The organism is Streptomyces sp. NPDC020681 (genome assembly GCF_044334895.1).
Lineage (GTDB): Bacteria > Actinomycetota > Actinomycetes > Streptomycetales > Streptomycetaceae > Streptomyces.
Map to the genome: position 1 here is coordinate 72049 of NZ_JBIRTX010000026.1, position 20580 is coordinate 92628.

The 20580-nt window shown below is 68.5% G+C and carries 20 protein-coding genes and 3 pseudogenes; 9 read left to right on the forward strand and 14 right to left on the reverse strand.

What is annotated here, in order from left to right:
- Positions 1 to 3 precede the first annotated feature (3 nt).
- On the forward strand, positions 4 to 894 hold the full coding sequence (locus tag ACH4YL_RS36435; protein ID WP_175303190.1) for an AraC family transcriptional regulator: 891 nt from the start codon (positions 4 to 6) through the stop codon (positions 892 to 894).
- Between the two features lie 84 nt (positions 895 to 978).
- On the opposite strand, the gene ACH4YL_RS36440 is transcribed toward ACH4YL_RS36435, so the two are convergent.
- The 4 genes from ACH4YL_RS36440 to ACH4YL_RS36455 form a co-directional block, all read right to left on the reverse strand.
- Positions 979 to 1683, reverse strand: coding sequence for a type 1 glutamine amidotransferase domain-containing protein (locus ACH4YL_RS36440; RefSeq protein ID WP_398511819.1), 705 nt, complete (start codon positions 1681 to 1683; stop codon positions 979 to 981).
- 136 nt (positions 1684 to 1819) lie between these two features.
- Complete coding sequence (locus ACH4YL_RS36445) at positions 1820 to 2740, reverse strand: NADP-dependent oxidoreductase (protein ID WP_398511820.1); 921 nt, start codon at positions 2738 to 2740, stop codon at positions 1820 to 1822.
- Between the two features lie 516 nt (positions 2741 to 3256).
- On the reverse strand, positions 3257 to 3391 hold the full coding sequence (locus ACH4YL_RS36450) for an SDR family NAD(P)-dependent oxidoreductase (RefSeq protein WP_398511821.1): 135 nt from the start codon (positions 3389 to 3391) through the stop codon (positions 3257 to 3259).
- A gap of 549 nt (positions 3392 to 3940) precedes the next feature.
- Positions 3941 to 4414, reverse strand: a complete 474-nt coding sequence (locus tag ACH4YL_RS36455; protein WP_398511822.1) for a transposase family protein — start codon at positions 4412 to 4414, stop codon at positions 3941 to 3943.
- Positions 4415 to 4683: 269 nt separating this feature from the next.
- Between ACH4YL_RS36455 and ACH4YL_RS36460 the strand changes: the two genes are divergently transcribed.
- Together ACH4YL_RS36460 and ACH4YL_RS36465 are read left to right on the forward strand one after the other, a co-directional pair.
- The gene (locus ACH4YL_RS36460) at positions 4684 to 4980 is read left to right on the forward strand and encodes a hypothetical protein (RefSeq protein ID WP_307177488.1); all 297 of its coding nucleotides are present in this window, start codon (positions 4684 to 4686) and stop codon (positions 4978 to 4980) included.
- 391 nt (positions 4981 to 5371) lie between these two features.
- Complete coding sequence (locus ACH4YL_RS36465) at positions 5372 to 5764, forward strand: nuclear transport factor 2 family protein (protein ID WP_398511823.1); 393 nt, start codon at positions 5372 to 5374, stop codon at positions 5762 to 5764.
- A 277-nt stretch (positions 5765 to 6041) separates the two neighbouring features.
- On the opposite strand, the gene ACH4YL_RS36470 is transcribed toward ACH4YL_RS36465, so the two are convergent.
- Positions 6042 to 7652: a serine/threonine protein kinase gene (locus ACH4YL_RS36470; protein WP_398511824.1), complete on the reverse strand. Its 1611-nt coding sequence runs from the start codon at positions 7650 to 7652 to the stop codon at positions 6042 to 6044.
- 436 nt (positions 7653 to 8088) lie between these two features.
- Between ACH4YL_RS36470 and ACH4YL_RS36475 the strand changes: the two genes are divergently transcribed.
- Positions 8089 to 8634, forward strand: coding sequence for an AAA family ATPase (locus tag ACH4YL_RS36475; protein ID WP_398511825.1), 546 nt, complete (start codon positions 8089 to 8091; stop codon positions 8632 to 8634).
- A 413-nt stretch (positions 8635 to 9047) separates the two neighbouring features.
- Complete coding sequence (locus ACH4YL_RS36480; RefSeq protein WP_398511826.1) at positions 9048 to 10271, forward strand: alginate lyase family protein; 1224 nt, start codon at positions 9048 to 9050, stop codon at positions 10269 to 10271.
- Positions 10272 to 10490: 219 nt separating this feature from the next.
- Here the strand turns inward: ACH4YL_RS36480 and ACH4YL_RS36485 are convergent.
- The 4 genes and pseudogenes from ACH4YL_RS36485 to ACH4YL_RS36500 all read right to left on the reverse strand — a co-directional run.
- A pseudogene (locus ACH4YL_RS36485) lies at positions 10491 to 10838 on the reverse strand (hypothetical protein); the annotation flags it as partial.
- A 99-nt stretch (positions 10839 to 10937) separates the two neighbouring features.
- Positions 10938 to 11558 carry a dihydrofolate reductase family protein gene (locus tag ACH4YL_RS36490; protein WP_398511827.1) on the reverse strand — a complete coding sequence of 207 codons (621 nt, stop codon included), beginning with the start codon at positions 11556 to 11558 and terminating at the stop codon, positions 10938 to 10940.
- Positions 11559 to 11857: 299 nt separating this feature from the next.
- Positions 11858 to 13228, reverse strand: coding sequence for a Fic family protein (locus ACH4YL_RS36495; RefSeq protein ID WP_398511828.1), 1371 nt, complete (start codon positions 13226 to 13228; stop codon positions 11858 to 11860).
- 137 nt (positions 13229 to 13365) lie between these two features.
- Positions 13366 to 14478, reverse strand: a complete 1113-nt coding sequence (locus ACH4YL_RS36500; protein ID WP_398511829.1) for an ABC transporter substrate-binding protein — start codon at positions 14476 to 14478, stop codon at positions 13366 to 13368.
- A 239-nt stretch (positions 14479 to 14717) separates the two neighbouring features.
- On the opposite strand from ACH4YL_RS36500, the gene ACH4YL_RS36505 reads away from it, so the two are divergent.
- Positions 14718 to 14879 (forward strand): hypothetical protein, encoded by a 162-nt coding sequence (locus ACH4YL_RS36505; RefSeq protein WP_398511830.1) that lies wholly within the window; start codon positions 14718 to 14720, stop codon positions 14877 to 14879.
- Positions 14876 to 15076 carry an integrase core domain-containing protein gene (locus tag ACH4YL_RS36510; RefSeq protein WP_398511831.1) on the forward strand — a complete coding sequence of 67 codons (201 nt, stop codon included), beginning with the start codon at positions 14876 to 14878 and terminating at the stop codon, positions 15074 to 15076. The genes ACH4YL_RS36505 and ACH4YL_RS36510 overlap by 4 nt, the downstream gene beginning before the upstream one ends.
- A 15-nt stretch (positions 15077 to 15091) precedes the next feature.
- Here the strand turns inward: ACH4YL_RS36510 and ACH4YL_RS36515 are convergent, their stop codons facing one another.
- Both ACH4YL_RS36515 and ACH4YL_RS36520 read right to left on the reverse strand, forming a co-directional pair.
- A complete protein-coding gene (locus ACH4YL_RS36515) occupies positions 15092 to 15655 on the reverse strand; it encodes a dihydrofolate reductase family protein (protein WP_398511832.1) in 564 nt (187 codons plus the stop codon).
- 248 nt (positions 15656 to 15903) lie between these two features.
- Positions 15904 to 16193: pseudogene (locus ACH4YL_RS36520) on the reverse strand (helix-turn-helix domain-containing protein).
- A gap of 76 nt (positions 16194 to 16269) precedes the next feature.
- Here ACH4YL_RS36520 and map point away from each other — a divergent pair.
- On the forward strand, positions 16270 to 17037 hold the full coding sequence (map, locus tag ACH4YL_RS36525) for a type I methionyl aminopeptidase (protein WP_398511833.1): 768 nt from the start codon (positions 16270 to 16272) through the stop codon (positions 17035 to 17037).
- Between the two features lie 29 nt (positions 17038 to 17066).
- Here the strand turns inward: map and ACH4YL_RS36530 are convergent, their stop codons facing one another.
- From ACH4YL_RS36530 to ACH4YL_RS36540, 3 genes and pseudogenes are all read right to left on the reverse strand, one after another.
- Positions 17067 to 18740 carry an acyl-CoA dehydrogenase family protein gene (locus ACH4YL_RS36530; RefSeq protein ID WP_398511842.1) on the reverse strand — a complete coding sequence of 558 codons (1674 nt, stop codon included), beginning with the start codon at positions 18738 to 18740 and terminating at the stop codon, positions 17067 to 17069.
- Positions 18741 to 18920: 180 nt separating this feature from the next.
- Positions 18921 to 19412 (reverse strand): annotated as a pseudogene (locus tag ACH4YL_RS36535) (TetR/AcrR family transcriptional regulator); the annotation flags it as partial.
- A 169-nt stretch (positions 19413 to 19581) separates the two neighbouring features.
- Complete coding sequence (locus ACH4YL_RS36540) at positions 19582 to 19758, reverse strand: hypothetical protein (protein WP_398511834.1); 177 nt, start codon at positions 19756 to 19758, stop codon at positions 19582 to 19584.
- Positions 19759 to 19908: 150 nt separating this feature from the next.
- Between ACH4YL_RS36540 and ACH4YL_RS36545 the strand changes: the two genes are divergently transcribed.
- Entirely contained in the window at positions 19909 to 20562 is a 654-nt protein-coding gene (locus ACH4YL_RS36545; RefSeq protein WP_398511835.1) for a DUF6300 family protein, read from the forward strand.
- The last annotated feature ends 18 nt before the right edge of the window (positions 20563 to 20580 follow it).

Here is a 20580-nt window from a genome sequence, read left to right on the forward strand (position 1 = left end):
TCCATGCTGCTGGACGAACTCAGCGCCCTGCTGGCCCGTCACGCCCGAGCCGACGGAACCTGCGCCATCGAGAACGTGCTGATCGGCCGCGAGGAGTCGCACTCGCCGTCGACCGGTCTGACCGGGACGGCCATGGTGCTGATCGCCCAGGGCGCCAAACACCTCGCGCTCGGCGAACATGTATACGAATACGGTGCCGGGCAGTACCTGGTCACATCCATCGCCCTGCCCGTCACCGGCCGTTTCACCGACGCCACACCGCAGCGGCCAGGGCTGGGCGTCTGTCTGATACTGCAGCCCTCGGACATCGCCGAGATGATGCTGCAGGCCGCTCCCGGCACGTTTCCGCAGAACGACATCGCACCACCCGCCATCACCGTCAGCGACGCGTCCGACGAGCTCCTCGACGCCGCCGTGCGACTGCTGCGCCTGCTCGACCAACCGCGCGACAGGGACATGCTCGTCCCCCTCCTCAAAAGAGAGATCCTGTGGCGCCTGATCACCAGCGAGCAGGGCGCGGCGGTTCGCCAGATCGGTCTCTCCGACAGCAACCTCTCCCATATCTCCAGAGCCGTGCAGTGGATTCGGGGAAACTACAGAGAGCCGTTCCGGGTGGACGACTTGGCAGAGCTCATCGGGATGAGCCCTTCCGCCTTCTACCGGAACTTCCAGTCCGCCACCCGAATGAGTCCCATCCAATTTCAGAAAAGGATCCGACTCCATGAGGCCCGGCTGCTTCTGGCGGCACATCCGAAAGACATCGCGCACATCGCAAACCTCGTGGGATACGACAGCCCGTCCCAGTTCAGCCGAGAGTACCGTCGCTTCTTCGGCGCGCCACCAAGTCAGGACGCGGTTCGATTCACGGCGCGCTCAGCCGGCGGCAAGGATTGACCGGCTGGAACACGAGGGTTGCGGGCGGAACACATCTCGACCGCATCAGCAGACGCCGCAATCATCAACATGGACGCGGACCTCTCACCCGGCGGCCAGCTGCCTGACGACTGCCTCGGCAACTGTCCTGGCGCTGGACGGATTCTGACCGGTGATCAGGCGCCCGTCTTCGACGACATACGAGGCGAACGGCTGGGCGGCCGTGCTGTAGTCGGTACCCAGCTTCTTCAGCTCTTCCTGGACGTTGTAGGGGACCGCCTCCGCCCGGTTCGCCAGCACCTCTTCGGGCCACGAGAAACCGGTGACCCTCTTGCCCTTGACCAGAGGCTCCCCGTTACTCAGGGTGACGTTGAGCAGGCCGGCCGCACCGTGGCAGACGGTCGCTACCGCTCGGCCGGTCTCGTAGAACCGGGCGATCAGGCTTTCCAGGTCCTGGCTCTGAGGGAAGTCGAACATGACCCCGTGGCCGCCGGTGAGGTAGATGGCGTCGTAGTCGTCGACACTGGCGTCGGAGACCTTCATGGTGTCCTTCAGGAGGTTCATGAAGTCCCGGTCCAGGTAGCGCTTGCCGGTGCCCTGATCATCCAGCATCTGCCGCGTCAGGCTCTCCGGGTCGAGCGGGACCTTGCCACCCGATGGGCTCGCGATATCCATCGTGAACCCGTGTTCCTCGGCGAAGTCCCAGAAATGGGTCAGTTCTCCGAGCCAGAGTCCGGTCCTCAGGCCGACCTTCTGATACTCGTCGGCATTGGTGACAATGATGAGGATCTTGTTCTTGGCTGCCGGCATGGCATACCTCTATCTGTTCGCAGCTTCATGGGGAGTACGGCTTTATGGGGAGTACGGTCGGCGCCGATGAACAACGCCCAGCAGGGCCGGGGTCGCGCTGGGCTCCCGCTTTCCCAGCGCCCACCCGCAGGCGATGTCAGAGGGTCAGGACGATCTTTCCGCGGGTGCGGCCCGACTGGCTGAGGCGCCACGCTTCCGCCGCCTGGGCCAGCGGCAGCGCGTGCTCAACAGGAACCGTGAGCTTGCCCGCGTCCGCGAGGTCGGCGAGGGCAGCCAGGTCGGCCGCGTCCGGGCGGACCCACACGTAGTGGCCGCCTTTCGCCACTGCCTCGCCATCGGCGATGGACGCGACCCGGTCGCGCTTCTTGAGCAGCTGCTGCGACACATCGACTGCGCCGTCGCCGACGAAGTCGAGGGCCGCGTCCACGCCGTCGGGCGCCAGTTCCCGTACGCGGTCAGCGAGCCCGTCCCCGTAGATGACGGGCTCCGCGCCGAGCTCGTGGAGGAAGCCGTGGTTGCGTTCGCTCGCGGTGCCGATCACGCGGGCGCCGAGCGTGACGGCGAGCTGCACGCCGAACGAGCCGACACCGCCCGCCGCGGCGTGAATCAGCACGGTCTCGCCCTTGGCGAGGCCCACCCGCTTGATGCTCTGGTAGGCGGTGAGCCCCGCGAGTGGCACACCCGCGGCCTGCTGCCAGCTGAGCGCGGCGGGCTTCTTGGCCAGGGTACGAACGGGGGCGGAGACCAGTTCGGCGTACGCCCCGTTCTGTGCCCAGTCCTTCCGCACGTAGCCGAAGACCTCGTCCCCAGCGGCGAACTCTCCGGCGTCGAAACCGACCCGTTCCACGACGCCCGCGACGTCCCAGCCGGAGATCAGTGGGAAGCGGACTTCCATGATGGGATCCAGGTGTCCGGCGGCGAGTTTCCAGTCGACCGGATTGACCCCGGCTGCCCTCACACGGACCAGGACCTCGCCTGGCGCCACCTTGGGATCGGGAAGGTCAATCAGCCGCAGGTCGTCGGACGAGCCGTACTGTTCGAGTGCTATTGCCTTCATGGTTCACCGTCAGCTTCCGGTCTGTCGGCCCATCCCGGCCGAGTCGGTGTGAGGTCTGGCGTGTAAGTCATGTGCTGCGACTTCACCGCTGGGTGGTCGAGAGGACGGTGTCCTGGCCGGCTGCCGACGCCTGTACGGCCGTTAGGAACGCAAGTCCGAGCACTTCCTTGCCTTCGTCTGCATAGCCGCAGCCCGTATCAGCTACCGGAGACCTGGCCCGTGACGCAAAGATGGTCAGCCGTCGTCGTCAACCAGGCGAGCCCCGCACGCGCCGCAGCGGCTGTCGCTGTCCGACACCGGCCGACGACATCCAGGGGAATGGAACGTCGGCGGTCCTGCGGGCGCGGAGCGAGTCAGCGTTGAGCATGACGCCGGCGGCATTCACCAGAATGTCGAGATGGCCGAAGCGATCCACAACGTTCCTGGACGAGGTGCGCCGTAGCGTCCGCTTGGGTCACGTCCGCCGCGACGACCAGGGCTTCTCCACCCTGGTTCGCAATGGCTTTGGCCAGCTCCTCAACCCGCTCCCGCCGGCGGGCGACGAGGGCCCACAGCGGCACCTTCCTCGGCAAGATGCAGGGCAGCAGCGTGGCCGATGCCGCTGTTGGCCCCTGTGACGATCGCGACGGTCGACTGCTGCTTTGCGGACATTCGCGTGCTCCTTCGTTCCTCGATGCAGCTCATGCCATGACTGAGCCCGCTTTACGTGGTTCCATCCAACCCCTGTGACCTGCAGAACTTGTAGAACGATCCTCGCTGTCTCTTGCACAATCCTCCACCGGTGCGGTCCAGCCGCGCGGGGAAGGACTTCGGGGGGCTCACGTGAAGTCGGCGTGGAGCGTCGGTCAGCTACCGACCGTGCAGTTCGCTGTCCGGTCGGCCTGGATCGCCTCGGTCCTCGCCCGCGCCCGCCGCATCCCCGCCAGTGCCGCGAACGACACTAGGCCGAACAGGACACCGCCGTCGCCTTCGCTGCCGGCATCACCGGACCACCGCCCCCACGGCACAACCGCAGCCCGTTGTCACGGTCGTCCGTGACCACGACCAGCCTCAGCCGAGGTGCCCCGTTCCTGCCCATGCGGCCACCGTACGACCCGGGCCACCGCCTGGACTTGCGGAGCGTGGTAGGGGTGCGGCCCATGGCTCTCGCCCGGAATCGCGCCGCATTACACATCAGTGATCAGCTGACAGCCGCTGCGACTACGCCGGCTGGAAAGAATCGAGGTCGCGGCGTTCCAGTTCCTGCCGGAGCCGGGCGAGCGCCCGATGCAGAGTGCTCTTGACCGTTCCGGCCGACATGCCGAGGGCGGCGGCACGGTGCTTGTGGGAGTAGTCGGCCCGGCCGTCGCCGACCCGGTCGCACTCCGCCAGGGAGCCGTCCAGCAGCACGTAGTCGGGGTCGGCTTCACGCAGGGCACGCAGCAAGCCGGGCGCGCGCTCGGCAAGCAGGTCAATGACGGCTGCCGTGTAGGCGTGGGCGGTGCCGAGGGCAATACCGAAACCGGCCGCGATCTGCGCAAGGGGGTCGTGCCGTCGCAGGTACACCAGGCCGACCAGGGCACGCTGGTGCGGCGGGAGCCTGCAGCGGCGGTCACCCTCGCGGGTGACGATGAGCATGGTGACCCACTCGACCAGAGCATGGGGCAGGTCGAGTGCGGCAGGATAGGAAACCAACGAGGCTCCTGCGCCAGCGAGTTGAGACTTCGAACACCTCCCTCAACGGCACGGGAGCCTCGTGCGTTGCGGACGCCGACCCCTCACGGGTCACCGACGAAATGCGCGGGTACTGGGTGACGAAAGGGCGGCGCGCGGACCCTAAAGGGCTTGAGCGGCGTGGACAGCTTCGAGCCGGCCGTCCGTACGGCGCAGTCGGAGGTGCGGCCGGCTGCCCGAGATGGTCGGCTGGGCCTGACTCTGCAAACTTGCGCGCAAGGGAGCCCAGCGTGGCAATCATCGCGATCTTCGACCAACCCGGCATGACCCAGGCCCAGTACGAACAGGTCTCCAACAAGGTGAACCGCGACCGCGGCCTGGTCAAGAAGCCCGCGGACTGGCCCGTACCCGGCCTCATCTCGCACACATCCGCCCCCACTCCCGATGGCTGGTACGTCGCCGACGTCTGGGAGTCCGAGGAGGCGTTCCGCCGGTTCAGTGAAGTCGTCCTGCCGCTTTTGCGGGAGGCCGGTGCTCCGGAGGTGGAGCCGAAGATCTACCCGGTCTTCAACCTGGTGACCCCGTAGCCGTCGGTCTTCGGTACACGACGAGCTGAGGCATGACCCACCGCCCCGGCTGAGGGGGTGCCACGGCGCCCCCTCAGCACCCGTCCTCAGGGAATGCTGCGACTCGACAATGGGGATCGCCACTGGAGCGATCCACAGAACCACAGGTCAACGCAATTTCGTCGGTAGCCCTCACCCGACCAGTGGCCACGCTGAAAGAGCTCACTGACAGCTGGCATGTAGACCACCTGTGATCAGCGGGCGGGCACACCCGGTCGATGGGGAGAAGGCGATAGACGTCGTCATGGCTTCCCCTGGGGCCCAATCAGGTAGGTGTGAGCCGACCAACCCGGTGTGGCTGCGGCTGCCTGGCTGGCTTCCGGTTACGTTCGCGGGGCTAAAGGAGGCTGTGATGACTGATCACCCGAACATCACTGTGTTTCAACGGGCCATGGCCGCCTTCACGGCTGGCGACCTGGAGGCGCTCGCGGAGGTATTCCACCCCGATGTGGTGTGGCATAACCCCGGCCAGGGCCCACTGGCGGGTGACTTCCGTGGTCGTGAGGCCGCGTTCGCTCTGTTTCAACGGGAATTCCAGATGTCCGGGGGCACGTACCGTCCGCAACTCCACGATGTGCTCGCCAACGACAAGCACACGGTCGCCCTGCTCCACGCCACGGCCTCGCGTGAAGGCAAGGAGCTCGACATGGACTACGCGATCGTCTTCCACATCCGAGACGGCAGGATCACTGAGGGCTGGGACCTGTGGTCCGATCAGGAGGCCTATGACGAGTTCTGGTCGTAGCGAGGTAAGTCGTCACTCAACTTCCGTGACGAGTGACGCTCCGTTATGGCTCGATATCGAAGAGAGCGATGGAGGGTGGCAGCGGGGCAAGTACGGATCTGCGAACGCCAGGGCATCCCGGTGCTCGCCGACCGCGCCTACCTGGGGGCAGGGCCGTGGGTGACGACACCCGTCAGACGCCCACCCGGCCGCGGGTTGCCGCCCGACCCAGCAAGAGCTCAAACCCATGCCCGTGCGCGGGTGCCTCACGGCACTGAACAGCTCCCGCGCCGGCCGTTCAGTCGTTGCGGTTCAGCGAGCCCACCACCGTGGCGGGGTCGGTGATCTCGTAGAGGAGCCGATCGCCCGAGCGGGTCAAGCGGATCTCCACCTCGGTGATGCAGGTGGAGTTCTTGGTGATCTCCTCCCGGACCCGGAGGCCCCCGGGTGACTCCTCGGTGAGGATCCAGTGACCGCTGCAGCCGAGGGACGGGTAGTCGACCGTCGCCACCTGCTCGCCGACCTTCCCACCGGTGTAGCTCACCTTCACCGTGTACTCCTGCGAACCGTCCTGCCGCAGCAGCCCGCTCCACCGTCCCTCGTAGGTGAACGACTTCGCCGAGGATGACTTCGTGGGCGCTGGTGAGCTGCCGTCGCTCGCGGGCGACGACGCCGAGGCGGTGGCCGTTCCGGGATCCTCTGCCCGGTCGTCGTCCCGCCCGTTGTCACCCGTCTTCACGAGCATCAAGACGATGCCAAGTACCAGAATCGCGCCGACGGCGAGAAGAACCGGTACGAGCGCGCGGTTACGGCTGCCTCCGCCATGCGGCGGAACGACGGTCTGCCTCAGGCCCGGAGCCGGAACCGGAGTAGGCATCGGTACCGGAGTCGGCATCGGGGGCGGGGGCGGCGTCGGTCGCTGCCGGGGCGGGCCGTATGCGGGAGTGTGCGCCGTCGGCATGGCGTGCACCCCTTGCGGAGTGTCGACCTGGGTCCGCGGCGGGCCCTGCGGGTCGTCGAGATCGAGCAGGCGGGCGCTCCGGCGCCCGATCTCCGCCGTCAGAGCCGGTGGGAGCCATGTGCTCTGCGGCTCACCGGCAGTCGCCGCGACCGCCATCTCGGCGATCTCACGCAACGGCGGGCGCTCCCCGGGGTCCTTCGCCATACAGCGCCGCACGAGCCCGGCCAGCGTTTCCGGCAGTCCCTCCAGGTCCGGATCGTCCTCCACGACACGCATCATCAGCGCGTAGCTGCCGCTGTCGGAGTCGCCGAACGGATGCCGTCCCGTGGCGGCGAACGCGAGTACCGAACCGAGGCTGAAGACATCGCTGACCGCGGTGACATGCCGTCCCCTGACCTGCTCCGGGGACATGTAACCCGGCGAGCCGATCACCGCTCCGGTCCGGGTGGCGACGCTGGCGTCGGCCGCCCGCGCCACCCCGAAGTCGATCACCCGGGGGCCGTCGAGGGTGAGCATCACGTTCGACGGCTTGAGATCGCGGTGCACCAGCCCGCTGCCGTGGATGTTCTGCAGTGCCCCGACCAGCCCGGCGGCCAACGACCACACCGACTCCTCCGGCAGCCGCCCGCCGTGGCCCGTCACCGCCTCGTGCAGGGTGAGACCCGGAACGTAGCCCGTGGCGAGCCAGGGAGTGGAGGACTCGGTGTCGAAGTCGAGGACGGGAGCCGTCCACGCACCGTCGACCCGCTGCGCCGACCGCACCTCGGCACGGAACCGCCGCCGGAACTCCTGATCGTGGGCCAGCTGCGGATGGATCACCTTGACCGCGGCCATCCGCCCCTGGGCCCCGCGCCCCAGATACACCAGCCCCATGCCGCCCGCGCCGAGCCGGCCGAGCAGCAGGTAGTTGCCGATCCGGGACGGATCCTCGGCCCTAAGTGTCTCCACGCTGATCCGCCCCCGGAACAATCGACCAGTGATCACCCACATTCTGGACCGTTGACCGCCCCCGCGGAACCCACTCGGCCGTGTTCGGCCCCACCCGACAGCACCGTCACGTCTGCGATCGACGGGAACAACAGCTCCTCCAGCCGGTGGACTGCCCTTCCACGGCGCCGAACTGTCGGCCACACCAGCATCGTCACTGATCATTTTCAGGCACTTCTCGGAGACCGTTGCGTCCGTCAGCCGTCACTCACCGTGCGCGTTTGTTGAGCCCGCCCCTGAGCTGGCACCGTATGTCAGTGAGTTTCGGCCCCAGTTGGCGATCGTTCGGGCATGATCTGTCACTGTGCATTGGTCCCACCCGGGCGTTTTCGCGGGGTGTTTTGGACACGGCCGTCCCCAGGACGCGGGTCGCTGACGGTGAGGTGGGAGAAAGCGTGTGATCGTCTGGGTGAACGGTGCGTTCGGCAGCGGGAAGAGCACGCTGGTGGATGAACTGCGTCCGCGTTGGCCCGAGGCGCTGGTCTATGACCCGGAGATGGTCGGGTATGTGCTGCGCGAGATCGTCGAGGTGCCGACCGGCGATTTCCAGGATCTGAGACTGTGGCGGCGGCAGGTCGCGGATCTGGCCGTGGGTCTGGTCCAGGAGTATCAACGCCCCGTCCTGGTCCCCATGACGCTAGTCAATCCCGGGTATGTCGGCGAGATCTTCGGTGCGCTGAACGCCGCAGGCATCGTCGCCCACCACTTCTTCCTCAAAGTCTCACCGGAAGTCTTGGTGACGCGGATCGACGGACGGAGCTTCACCCCTGACGACCCCGCCAAGGATGAGCGGGTCCGGCAGTGGTGCAAGGACAGAATCGAGCCGTGCACGGCCGCGGCCGACACCTTGCCCGGCGACACCGTGTTCCTGGACGGCGAACTGACCCCGCAGGAACTGGCCGACAGCGTGCTTGCCCGCGTCAGTGCCGGCCCGAACGGGTAATCGGCCCGGCGCGCGCACGACCATCGGCATGCCGGTGCCCTTCTGCGAGGCAGTTCGCAGATCCCGACTCGCACGCTTTCCAAGTCTGTTGGTGGCCTGCTGGGTGTAGTCCGAGGCCGTTCACCTGCGTTCAAGGCCGGATCCGGTCTGCTGGCCGAGATCAGTTCGGGCCTGTCCTGGACGACGGCGAACGCAGCTGAACGAGACGGAAATTGAGACGGACCTACCTGCGCAGAGTGCCGAACTCGGATCGTCCTCGCCCGCTCGCGGGCACCTCGGCCGGTGCTTCGGCGGGCCCCGGGCGGACGGGCTCGCCTTACTGGTCCGTACCATTGCCCGTTTCCTGTTGATCGCATAGTTTGCGAATGAATCGCATAGAAAGCCCTTACTTCCTTGCGCAAGGGAGAACCGACGTGGGAAATCACCGATTACGCCTCCGCCTTGCCGGCCTCTTCGCCTCCGGGCTCCTGATTGCTACGGCCGGAACGGCGACATCCAGAACGGCGGCGACAGCGGCCGAAGGGACGCCGACGACCGCCACGCCGCAGACCGCCGCCGTCTTCAACCACCCCGGCGTGCTCGTCAGCCGCGCCCAGCTGGACACCGCCCGGTCCCGGGTGAACGCCGGTCAGCAGCCGTGGAAGGCCGCCTACGACGCGATGCGCGCCAGCACGTACGCCTCGCTGTCGCGGACACCGAAGCCGCGGGCGATCGTCGAATGCGGTGCGAGCTCGAACCCCAACAACGGCTGCACGGACGAGCGAGGCGACGCTCTCGCCGCCTACACGCAGGCCCTGCTCTGGTACATCACCCGGGACGAACGGCACGGCCAGAAGGCGATCGCGTTGATGGACGCGTGGTCCGCGGTGATCACCGACCACACCAACCACAACGCCCGGCTGCAGACAGGCTGGGCAGGCGCGTCGTTCTCGCGCGCCGCCGAGATCATCAAGCACACGTATCCCAGCTGGCCGCAGGCCGGCCGCTTCGCCAACACGCTCCGCAACGTCTATTTGCCGGAGATCCGCAATGGTGGCGGCTGCACCAACGGCAACTGGGAGCTCATCATGATGGACGCGGCGGTCGGGATCGCGGTGTTCCTCGATGACCGTGGGGCGTTCGACAAGGCGATCGGCATCTGGCGTGGGCGGGTGCCCGGTTACGCCTACCAGAAGTCCGACGGTGCGCGCCCCAAGGCGCCGTCGACCTGCCCGGCGAAAGACACGCAGGCCGAGATCGTCGCGTACTGGCACGGCCAGAGCCGGTTCGAGGACGGCCTCGCACAGGAAACATGCCGGGACTTCGGGCACACCGGCTGGGGCCTGGAGGCCATGGCGCATGTCGCCGAGACCGCGTGGCACCAGGGCGTAAGTCTCTACGGCGAGGCCAAGGACCGGATGATGGACGCCGTGTACTTCCATACCCGGTACGAGCTGGGCACGGCGGTGCCCTCGTGGCTGTGCGGCGGTAGCGTCGATCTCGGCCTCGGCGCCACCACGGAGGTGGTGGTCAACCACTACCGCAACCGGCTCGGCCTGGAGATGGGGACCAGCCAGCGGTACACGGAGAGCAAGCGGCCCGCGGGGGCGAACTACTTCCTCGCCTGGGAGACGCTCACCCACGCCGACAGCCCCTGATCGCGCGTTCTGAGCGACGGGCCCTTCCCCGTAGGTGGGGCGCTGGTCCGGTGGCTGCGTCGCCGACCGCAGGGACGACGTGCAGGAGACAGACCACGCACCGGTCATGCCTGCCCGCTGCCGTCCCCGGCCCCGGCCCCGAACGCAAGCACGCGAAGCCCACTGATGGACACGGTTCTCTTGGTCGAGAACCCATCTATCAGGGGCTTCACCCGTCTGTCAGGCCAACTGCACGCAGCGCAGCGCAGCGCAGGTTGGACCAGCCTCAGCTTGTCTGTTGTCCTCTGTGGCCCTTGAGCTGATTGCGTTCAGTGATGTCTCGGGGCGTTTGGTCGTTTTGCCGACGTCGTGGCGGGTGGCGGGTCGTCGGTTCTTCGAGCCAGGTGGCCTTCCTGGGCTTGGAGTTGGTGGTTTCGGTGCACGGGCTGGACAGTGCAGGTGCGGGCGGAGGTTCCGAAACCCGCGGCGGACGCGGGCCGGGGTGAGCCGGACGGACTTGGTTCGGCTTCTCCCAGGGTGGCGGAGATCGGCTGCGGCTTCGCGGGTGAGGCGGAGCTGGGCGTGGGCGGCGGTGAACTCAGCCAACTCGTCGCCGGGGCCGAGGCGGACCGCGTCCAGGACAGACGGTCTGGGCCGGGCGGCAGTCGCGCAACAACGCACTCCCGCTCAGGACAGCACGCGGTAGGTCACGTGCGTGACCAGTCTCGCTGCCCGCGACTTCACCTGCTCCAGTTTCAGCGGCGGGACGCCCTCGAACAGCCGCGTGCCGGCGCCGAGCGTGAGCGGCACAATGTGCAGCCGCAGCTCGTCGACCATGCCGGCGGCGAGGTACTGGTTGATGGTGGTCGCGCCGCCCTGGATCGCGACATCGCCGTCGCCGGCCGCCGCGCGTGCCTGTGCCAGTGCCGACTCGATTCCGTCGGTAACGAAGTAGTACGTGGTGCCGCCGTCCATCGGCTGCGGCTCGCGCACGTGGTGGGTGAGCACGAACACCGGCGCGTGGAACGGCGGATCGTCGCCCCACCAGCCGTTCCACTGCCGATCCCAGTCGCCACGCACGGGGCCGAACATGTTGCGCCCCATGATGAACGCTTTGGAGTCAGCCGACTGGTCGACCTCGGCCCGGTTCTCGTCGGGAGTGTCGAACATCCAGGCGTGCAGCTTGCCGCCCGAGCCGTCGCCGCCGTCATCGCCGAACGGGCGTTCCTCGGTCTGGTTGAGCCCGGCCGAGTACCCGTCAGCGGAGATCGTGATGTCGCAGATCACCCTGCCCATACGATTGGTCATTGCCGTCTCCTCCTCGCAGCGACCTCCGTCGCCTTCGCGGCGAGCTTCCGGTCATGCGTCAGCATCACAAAGGCTCGCGTGGTACTGCCGGATGATTTGCAGAGCATCCTCGTGGATCCACGAGCACATGGTGTCGAATGCCACGCCTTCTCGCCGTGCGAAAGCAGATGGTGCACATCCGTGATGACCGCCTCTGAGGTGAGCGGCGAGTCCGCCGGAGTTCGGCGACGTCGGACAGCACGGAGAACGCCTCGCTCAGGTGCTCAGCATGGGCTGATCGGCGCCTGCTTGCCCAGCCGCTAGGAGCCGACAACGGCAGCGCTGCGTCGGGTCTCCGCGAGGTGGATGTCGATGTACCGGGTGAGGGCCAGCGCGTCCTTGGGCTCGTCGGCCTGGAAGGTGACGCGGCGCAGCAGTCCAACCCCTTCGAGCGCGACGCCCTCGCGGGCGAGGACGAAGACGAGGGCGAGGAAGGCGGACCGGGCGTTGCCGTCGTCGAAGGGATGGAAGAAGCAGACGTCGAGATAGGCGCGTGCGGCGCGGGCCGTGAGGGGAAGGGGCCGCTGTCCGGCTTTCGCGCTCTCGGCCAGGCAGGCGTCGAGGCGGGCGCGGCTGTCCGGGCTGATGCCGTAGCGTTCCCGGCCCGCCTTGGCGAAAGCGGGCAGGTCGCGGAACAGTGGCGGTTGCGGTACGCCCAGGACGTGTTGCTGCCAGCGCTGGAGCAGTTCGAAGTCGAGAGAGGCGCCGCCCGCCGCGTCGGCCCGCAGCAGTTCAAGGGCGGCGAGAAGACCCTGGGCGCGTGTGGGTTCCAGGGCGCCGTCGAAGGCACGGATGTCCTCCGCCGCGCCGTCGCGTGACGGGGCCACCGGTTCGCCCCCGCAGCCGTCCGGAGCCTCCTGCCATGGCACGTTCTCGCGCACCACGAGCCAGCGCTGCAAGTGATCCGGGACCGGCTCGGCGGAGCGTACGCCGTCGCCCGGCCGCAGCGACAGGGCGAGCTGCTCCGCCACGTCGTCGACCAGCACTGTGTCGGGGCCGGTCCAGCTATGGAACCGCCCGCTGATCGCCTCGTCGACCCGTTCGCGTGCGACGTCGGGCGCGACTCCCCAGTGGCCGAGGAACCAGGTGAGCACCTGACGGCAGTGCCCGTGCCAGCCACTGCCGCAGCCTGTGCGGTCGACGACCTGCAGGATCAGGTTCCGAGCCGCGCGCTCCCACAAGATCTGCCGGCCCTCGACGTCGGCCAGGTCCAGCGGGTACGCCTCGAACCACCCGGCGAGGTTCTCCAGCCACCCGCGCCACTCGCACAACGCCGCGACGACACGGGCGAGCGTCTCCTCCGGCGTGGTGATCGAGTCCCGCGGGCAGCACCAGCTCCCGACCGGCCCTCCGTCGAAGTCCCCTTCGTCATGTGCCCAGCGCCAGCCCACGACCCAGCGGCCGTAGCGCTGGACAAGGGCATGCGACATGGCGTCGGCCCAGAGCTTGCCCTCGCCCCAGCTCCAACTGCTCATCGCCGGGTCGGCGAAGGAGACGCCGGGGCGGCGAGGCACACGCCGTGCCGGCCAGAGCGAGTGCACCACCTGTGCGGCAGACGCGCCGTCGAACGGATGACGGGCAGGGTCCACCTCGTCCCAGCGCAGAAAGCGGGGAGCCAACTCAACGATCACCGCGTAAGCCTGCCACGCCCACCCGGCGCCTGTTCAAGTGGATTTCCCGAGATCAGCGGCGCGCAGCGGCGCGGAGCGGGCAGCCGATCAGCGGTCCGGTCGTGACGGCAGCCAGGGAAGGCGGACCGCCGGGCCTCTCAGCCGGCGTGAAGGATCCGAAAGCGATCGGGCTCCGCCGGATCTCGATCGACGACTTGGATTGGCGTCGACGCCCATTGCCAAACGCTGATGCCTGGCGTGCGGGAGAACTGAATCTGCCCGCGGGTGCCTTCGACTGCAACGCGCGGCCAGGACTCGGCAGTGCGCGCCCGGTCCGCGCCGTGCGAACGCAGCACATCGGCGAGGACGGCGACCGTGTCGTAGCCCTCGAAGGCGACGAAGGAGGGTGCTTCGGCCAGCCGCTCGCGGAGGGCCGTCTCGACTCGTGCACCGAGTGGGCTGAGGCGCTCGGGCAGGTAGCGCAGGAACGGGATCGCGGCGCTGTCGTCGCCCAGCAACGTCGCCCATTCGGCGAACTCCGGTTGCCCGGCCGGAGCACCAATCATGATCTCGGCGAGGCGCTGGTCGCGGCGGACGGACTTGACGATCGACACCGCCGGCTCCGGGTGTCCGACCAGAAGAAGGAGGGCTGTCGCGCGATGGTCGACGAGTTCGTCGCACACGGCCGTGGGGGTGAGCGCCCCCATGTCGAGTTCGATGACGGTGCCGCCGCGTGGAGCGACGTAGTCCCGCACAATGCGGGTCCCAGTTGCCCAGTAGACACTCGGCTGGGCTGCTACGGCGATGCGACTGTGGCCCGCGCCGAGGAGGAAGTCCGCATAGATCCGCCAGCCGCGGGACTGCGGCGGGGAGAGGCGCGCGACCCATTCCGTTGGCTGCTCGGTGAGCGCGTCGAGAACCGCCGACGAGCAGAGGAACGGCAGGCCGAGGGCGTCGGCCCTGGCGGCCGCGGCGCGAGCGACGACGCTGTGATACTCCCCCGCCAAAGCGGCCACGCCCAGGCGAGCCAATTCATCTACGGCCGCCGCGGCCCTCTGTGGATCAGCCGCGGTGTCTCGGACCACCAGCTCGAGTGGTCTTCCGACGATCCCGCCGGCGTCATTGACTTCGCGCACGGCCAACTCGAGGCCGGCGAGCAAGTGTTGGCCCGCCTCGACCCAGCCAGGCCGAGACAGCGGAACGAGAGCGCCGATCCGGACGGATGATCCATCAGTCCGCTCCGCTCCCGGTGGCGATGGTGGCGTGTTCATGCGTTGCCGTCTCCCGCGTGACGATTCGGTTGCTGTCTGCCCGGATCGCAGAGTGGCAAGGCCCGGTAGTACGCGTTCATCTCATCTCGCCGTGGCAGACGCACCTGGGTGACCATGCCGGACATTGCATCCACCACCATCGCCAACAGACAACCGATTATTCGTTCGCTGAGCTGCCAGTGGAGTGCGTCAGACTTTGTGGCAGGGTCCGAGGTTGACCGGTCACGAAGGGTGTCTGGGTGAGCAGATCGCAGAAGCCGTCCCGGCAGGTGTCCGTGGACGAGCAGATCCAGGTCGTGTTGGCGGTGTTGAAAGGCGAGCTCTCGCTGGCCGAGGCGGCGCGGCGACATGGTGTCTCCTCGGCGACGACCCGCTGCTCCGACACGTCCGTACCAGGGTGAGGAGCCCGCAGACCAACGGCGTAGTCGAACGGTTCTTCGGCACCCTGAAGTACGAACACCTCTACCGCGCGATCATCGGCGACGGCAATGCCCTCGCCGTCGACATCAACCAGTTCCGCCACACCTACAACACCCTCCGCCCCCACCAGGCACTCGACGACCGGACGCCGCGACAGGCGGCCCGAAGCCCGCGTTGATCCGCCGTCGGGCACTCAGCGCCTGGTCTCGTACCTGGTCAGCAACAGGCCGTCGGGAAACGTCCGGGTCTCCACCAGGCTCAGGTTCACCCAGTTGTCCAGGGCTGTGAAGAACGGCGTGCCGCCGCCCACCAGGACCGGATGGGTGACGATCGCGTACTCGTCGATCAGCCCGGCCCGCATGGCCGCCGCGGCGAGTGTGGCACCGCCGATGTCCATGGGGCCGCCGTCGTCGGCCTTGAGCCTGGTGATCTCGGTGACCGCGTCGCCGGTGACCAGACGGGTGTTCCAGTCGACCGTGCTGGTCGTAGAGGAGAACACCGCCTTCGGCATGTCCCGCCAGCGGCCGGCGTACTCGATCGCCGCCGGTGTGGCACCCGGCTGCTTGTCGGCGGTTGGCCAGTGGGAGCTCATCGTCTCCCACAGCTTGCGCCCGTACAGCGCCAGGCCCGTCGCGTCCACCCGGTCGGACCACCACTGGAACAGCTCGTCGCTCGGCACGCTCCAGCCGAGGTCGTCGCCGGGCGCGGCGATGTAGCCGTCCAGGCTCATGTTCATTGCGAAGGTCAGTTTCCGCATGGCGTCAGCCTCCCGTGAGTCGGTATTCGGCGTACAGACCAGCACGGCGCGCAAAACTCATCGGTCAGGCCACACCGAGGGCCAGTTGACCACCACGCCAAGCAGATGCTCCGGACGGAAAGGAAACCTCCGACGTACCGGCGGGGACGAGACGAGCCCGCCGCCACCGCTGTGATCTGCGCTGTTGCACACCCCGTACGGTGACAATCTCACTAACCGGAGGCTGAACATACACGTACTGAGCCCAGCTATACCAAGATCAAACCCTGCCAACTCCTTGACGCATGACAGGTGTGCTCGCCTGCTTCGGTGTCTTCCGCGCAGGCGGCGGCCAGGTCATCGAGTGACAGGTGCAGCGCGTGGGCCAAGGCTGCCACGGTCATGAAGGCCGGGTCGGGGCTCGGCCCGTCTCGATCTTGCGGAGGGTTTCAGCGGACACCCCGGGCGCTGCTGCCACGTCGACCATGCTGCGGTCACCGCGGGCCCGGCGAAGCAGCAACCCGAAGCGCTCTCCGCGTTGCCGCTCATGCGGATTCAAGGAACTCCCACCATGACCGTGATACTAATACCGGTATAAGTATTGGATGGCGTCGCATCGCAGGGAGTCACGACACATGGTGGAGATCAAGACCGACACGGCACTGGAGACGATGCGAGAAGCCGGACGCGTCGTGGCCCACGCACTTGCGGCCGCCCGCGCAGCGGCAGTTGTGGGAGTTCGCCTGCGCGAGCTCGACGAAGCCGCCCGCACCGTGCTCACCAAGGCCGGAGCACGTTCCCCGTTCCTGGGCTACCGGCCCTCCTTCGCCCCCGTCCCCTTCCCCGCCGTGATCTGCGCCTCCGTCAACGACGCCGTCTCGCACGGCATCCCCGCCGACTACCGCCTGCGCGACGGCGACCTGGTCAGCATCGACTGCGGAGCCGAACTCGACGGCTGGACCGGCGACGCCGCGATCAGCTTCACCGTCGGCACCCCTCGCCCCGCCGACCTCGAACTCATCGCCGCCACCCAGCAGGCACTGGACGCCGGCATCGCCGCCGCCACCGTCGGCCATCGCATCGGCGACATCTCCCATGCCATCAGCACGGTTGCCCGCAAGGCCGACTGCGGCATGCCGGCCGACTTCGGCGGCCACGGCATCGGCCGCCAGATGCACGAAGACCCACACGTCCCCAACCACGGCCGACCCGGCCGCGGCTTCCCCCTGCGCCACGGCCTCGCCCTCGCCCTCGAACCCATGCTCATGGCCGGAGGACGCAACGACTACCGCACCGACCCCGACGGATGGACCTTGCGCACGATCGACGGCAGCCGAGCCGCCCACATCGAACACACCATCGCCATCACCGAGGACGGCCCCCGCATCCTCACCCTGCCCTGACCTCGAATCCGCTCTTACGGGAACAGAGCTCAGCCCACAGCCCCCGGGAGCCGGGCGATGACGCCGGACAGGTCGATGCCCGCAGGGAGCGTGCCGAAGGCCAGGCCCTGGTCGCCGGCGAGCCGCGAGGCGCAGAACGCGTCCGCGACGGCGGCCGGAGCGTGCCGGACGAGCAAGGAGCCCTGCAGCACCAGCGCCATGCGTTCGACCAGCCTGCGGGCGCTCTGTGCCGCGTCCTCCGTGAGCACCAGTTCGCCGCGCAGTTGCCGCCAGGCCTCGTCCAGCCGGGCATCCGCGCCTGCGGCGGCCTCGATCTCGGCGCGGAAGGCGTCCAGGGACTCGGGTTCGCGGGTCAGGGCGCGCAGCACATCGAGCGCGTTGACATTGCCCGAGCCTTCCCACAGGCCGTTGAGCGGAGCCTCTCGGTACAGCCGTGGCATCCCTGATGCCTCGTCATAACCGTTGCCGCCGAGGCATTCCAGGGCCTCGGCGACCGCCGCGGGCTGCCGCTTGCACACCCAGTACTTGCCGACCGCCGTGGCCAGCCGCAGGAACGCGCGCTCCTGTGTGTCTCCGCGCTGCGCCCGGTCGGTCGCTCCCGCGATCCGCAGGGCGAGGGTGGTCGCTGCCTCGGACTCGAGTCCGAGGTCGGCGATCACGTTGCGCATCAGCGGCTGGTCGATCAGCCGGGCGCCGAACACGGTGCGGTGCCGGACGTGATGGGCGGCCTGCGCGAGCGCCGCACGGATCCCGGAAGCGGAGCCCAGGATGCAGTCGAGCCGGGTCATCGTGACCATGTCGATGATGGTCCGCACCCCCTGCCCCTGCTGACCCACCGGCCAGGCGACGGTGTCGTCGAACTCCGGCTCGCTGCTGGCGTTGCTGCGGTTGCCGAGCTTTTCCTTCAGCCGCTGGATACGGAAGGTGTTGCGACTGCCGTCCGGAAGCACCCGCGGAACCAGGAAGCAGGACAGCCCTCCCGGAGCCTGCGCGAGCACAAGGAACAGATCGTTCATCGGAGCGCTGGTGAACCACTTGTGGCCGCGCAGCCGCCACGTGCCGTCCGACTGCTCGACGGCGGTGGTGGTGTTGGCCCGTACATCGGTGCCGCCCTGCTTCTCCGTCATGCCCATGCCCGCGAGCAGGCCGCGCTTGCTTGCAGGGGCGCGCAGTCCGGGGTCGTACGTCCGGCTCGTCAGCAGCGGCTCGTACAGCGCGGCCAGGTCCGGCGCCGAGCGCAGCGCGGGGACGACCGCGTAGGTCATCGAGACCGGGCAGCCGTGCCCCTGTTCGGCCGAACTCCACACCATGAACCCCGCCGCGCGGGCCACATGGACGCCGGGCCGGTCGTCGGCCCACGGTGCGCCGCCGAGGCCCTCGCTGATCGCCACGTCCATCAGCGCGTGGTACGCAGGGTGGAAGTCCACCTCGTCGATCCGGTTGCCGTAGCGGTCATGGGTGCGCAGCACCGGCTCGTAGCGATTGGCCTCCTCGGCCCAGCGCTGGACCTGCTCCGAGCCGGCCAGCCGGCCGACGCGATGCAGGTCCTCCACGTACCACTCGGCGCCCTCGCGCCGCACGCCCTCCAGCAGTACGGCGTCGTCGGCGACATCGTGGCCGACCAGCGGCGGCGGCTGGTTGGTCACCTCATGGGTGCGCGCGGCGGGGTTGCTGCGTAGTGCGGCGGCTTCTGTCGTGGTCATCGCAGTCTCCGGGAGTCGTCGTACGCGGGCGTGGTCACGGTCTTCGGCGTCGACTTCGGCCGGGGCGGCGGCGCCCGCGCAGCGCAGGGACATCGCCACCAGTTCGGCCACCAGGTGGTCGGCGTCGCCGCCCTCGGCCGGAACGGACAGCGGGTCGACCAGCACCTCGCCGATCGCCCCGGTCAGCGCCGCGGCGGTGACCTCCGGGTCCTGGTCGGGCAGCAGACCTGAGCCGATGCCCTCGCGGATCACCTCGGCGAAGACTTCGCGGTAGCGGCGCCGGTACCCCAGCCGCTCCTGCCCCACCGCCGGTTCGGCCGGAGCGGCGAGCAGCGCGTGAGCCAGGCCGCGGGACTCCATGGCACGTCGGGCGAACACGCCGACGCCCAGCGCGAGCCGCTCGACCGGGTCCCGGCCGCCCTCCGTGAGGACCTTGCTGAGCACCTCGACCTCCCGCCCCGACGCGCGGCGGAAAACCTCGACCGCCAGCGCGCCCTTGGAAGGGAAGTGCTGGTAGACCGAGCCGACCGACATCCCGGCCGCGGCCGCGACCGCCGTGACGGAGGCGTTCGCCCAGCCCACATCGGCAACGACGGCGGTGGCCCGCTCCACCAGGTGCTCCCTGGCGGCGGCGAGGCGGTCCTGCTCGGCGGGCGTCTTGCGGTAGACCATGCAACAAGTGAACCACCGTTCAGAACTTCACGCCAGCACCCGCCCGCGCCGCCCCCAGGACCAGATCAGGCGGGCACGCCAGGGCGGAGTGCCGACACGACGGCCCAGCGGCGCTCAAAGCCCGACAGTCGCTCTTCGGTCCCGCGGCTCGGTACGCAGCCCACAGAGCCTAGAAGCGGAACTCGACGAAGGGTCGTCGCAGATTGCTGGCTTTGGCCGGTGTGCCGCCGCGTCCCGTGATGCCCTGTGCGGCCAGGAACTGCGGGAGCTCATCGCGCTCGGGCTCGCGGCCGTGCTGCTGCCGGTAGGCGTCCCTGGCCAGGTAGTAGCGGTCCACGGTGGTCAACTCGCTCGACTGCGCAACCGGTACGTATGGCTCGACGAGACGGCGCGCCCCCTTGGTCGGATTCTCCTCGCTGGGGTGTGATGTGGAGGGGGTTGACGCCGTCGATCACGAGGGCTTTGGTGGGCGCACGTGACGAGCAAGGAGGCTCGCGTGACCCGAGTGGAACTCGCAGAGAATCTGCCGTCGTGCTCACGATGCGGCGGGCCACTGATTTCCAGCGCCGTCATGCCGCAGGAAGACGAGAACGGCTTTCCGATCCACCTGGAACTGTGCGCCTCCTGCGATGTCGGCAAGCCCGCCGCCTGCGCATTGCTGGCTTGGTTCGGCACCGGCGGCGGCTACGACATGGCACGCGTCGAGGAGGGCGCGGACCTTTTTGTCGAGTGGACCAAGGAGGGCATGGCCGCGCACGGTTGGGTCCTGTCCGCCGACGAACCGAGCGAAGTGGCCGACGAGGCTGCCCCGGTGCCTGGGGACGAGGCGAGTGCGCGGGTGCTGATGAGCCAAGACATCCCCGGCACCATCGCGGACGTCGAACGCCTCCAGGCCCTCCGCGACGCCCTCACCGCGCAACTCGACGCCGCCTCGCCGGAGGAACGCGCCCGGCTCCAGGACGTCATCCGCCGCTTCGGCGCGGCCGCCGCGGCCGGCCTGGCCGCCCAGGACACCACTGCCGCCGACCTGCGGGACTTGATCACGCAGCCTCCGGACCCGCTCAACCCGGAAGCCGAACAGCGCCTGCGCGATCTGTTCGGGCGCCTCGTGGACGAACAGGTGCAGGACGACCGCGAAGCAGACGGCTGAGACGTCCTTCAGCGGCTC

What these genes read in the sequence shown, in the direction of transcription:
- ACH4YL_RS36435 (WP_175303190.1), top strand. Translation starts at nt 4, where the DNA reads ATGCTGCTGGACGAACTCAGCGCCCTGCTGGCCCGTCACGCCCGAGCC.
- ACH4YL_RS36440 (WP_398511819.1), bottom strand. Translation starts at nt 1,683, where the DNA reads ATGCCGGCAGCCAAGAACAAGATCCTCATCATTGTCACCAATGCCGAC.
- ACH4YL_RS36445 (WP_398511820.1), bottom strand. Translation starts at nt 2,740, where the DNA reads ATGAAGGCAATAGCACTCGAACAGTACGGCTCGTCCGACGACCTGCGG.
- ACH4YL_RS36450 (WP_398511821.1), bottom strand. Translation starts at nt 3,391, where the DNA reads ATGTCCGCAAAGCAGCAGTCGACCGTCGCGATCGTCACAGGGGCCAAC.
- ACH4YL_RS36465 (WP_398511823.1), top strand. Translation starts at nt 5,372, where the DNA reads ATGACTGATCACCCGAACATCACTGTGTTTCAACGGGCCATGGCCGCC.
- ACH4YL_RS36490 (WP_398511827.1), bottom strand. Translation starts at nt 11,558, where the DNA reads ATGACCAATCGTATGGGCAGGGTGATCTGCGACATCACGATCTCCGCT.
- ACH4YL_RS36500 (WP_398511829.1), bottom strand. Translation starts at nt 14,478, where the DNA reads ATGAACACGCCACCATCGCCACCGGGAGCGGAGCGGACTGATGGATCA.
- ACH4YL_RS36515 (WP_398511832.1), bottom strand. Translation starts at nt 15,655, where the DNA reads ATGCGGAAACTGACCTTCGCAATGAACATGAGCCTGGACGGCTACATC.
- map (WP_398511833.1), top strand. Translation starts at nt 16,270, where the DNA reads ATGGTGGAGATCAAGACCGACACGGCACTGGAGACGATGCGAGAAGCC.
- ACH4YL_RS36530 (WP_398511842.1), bottom strand. Translation starts at nt 18,740, where the DNA reads ATGACCACGACAGAAGCCGCCGCACTACGCAGCAACCCCGCCGCGCGC.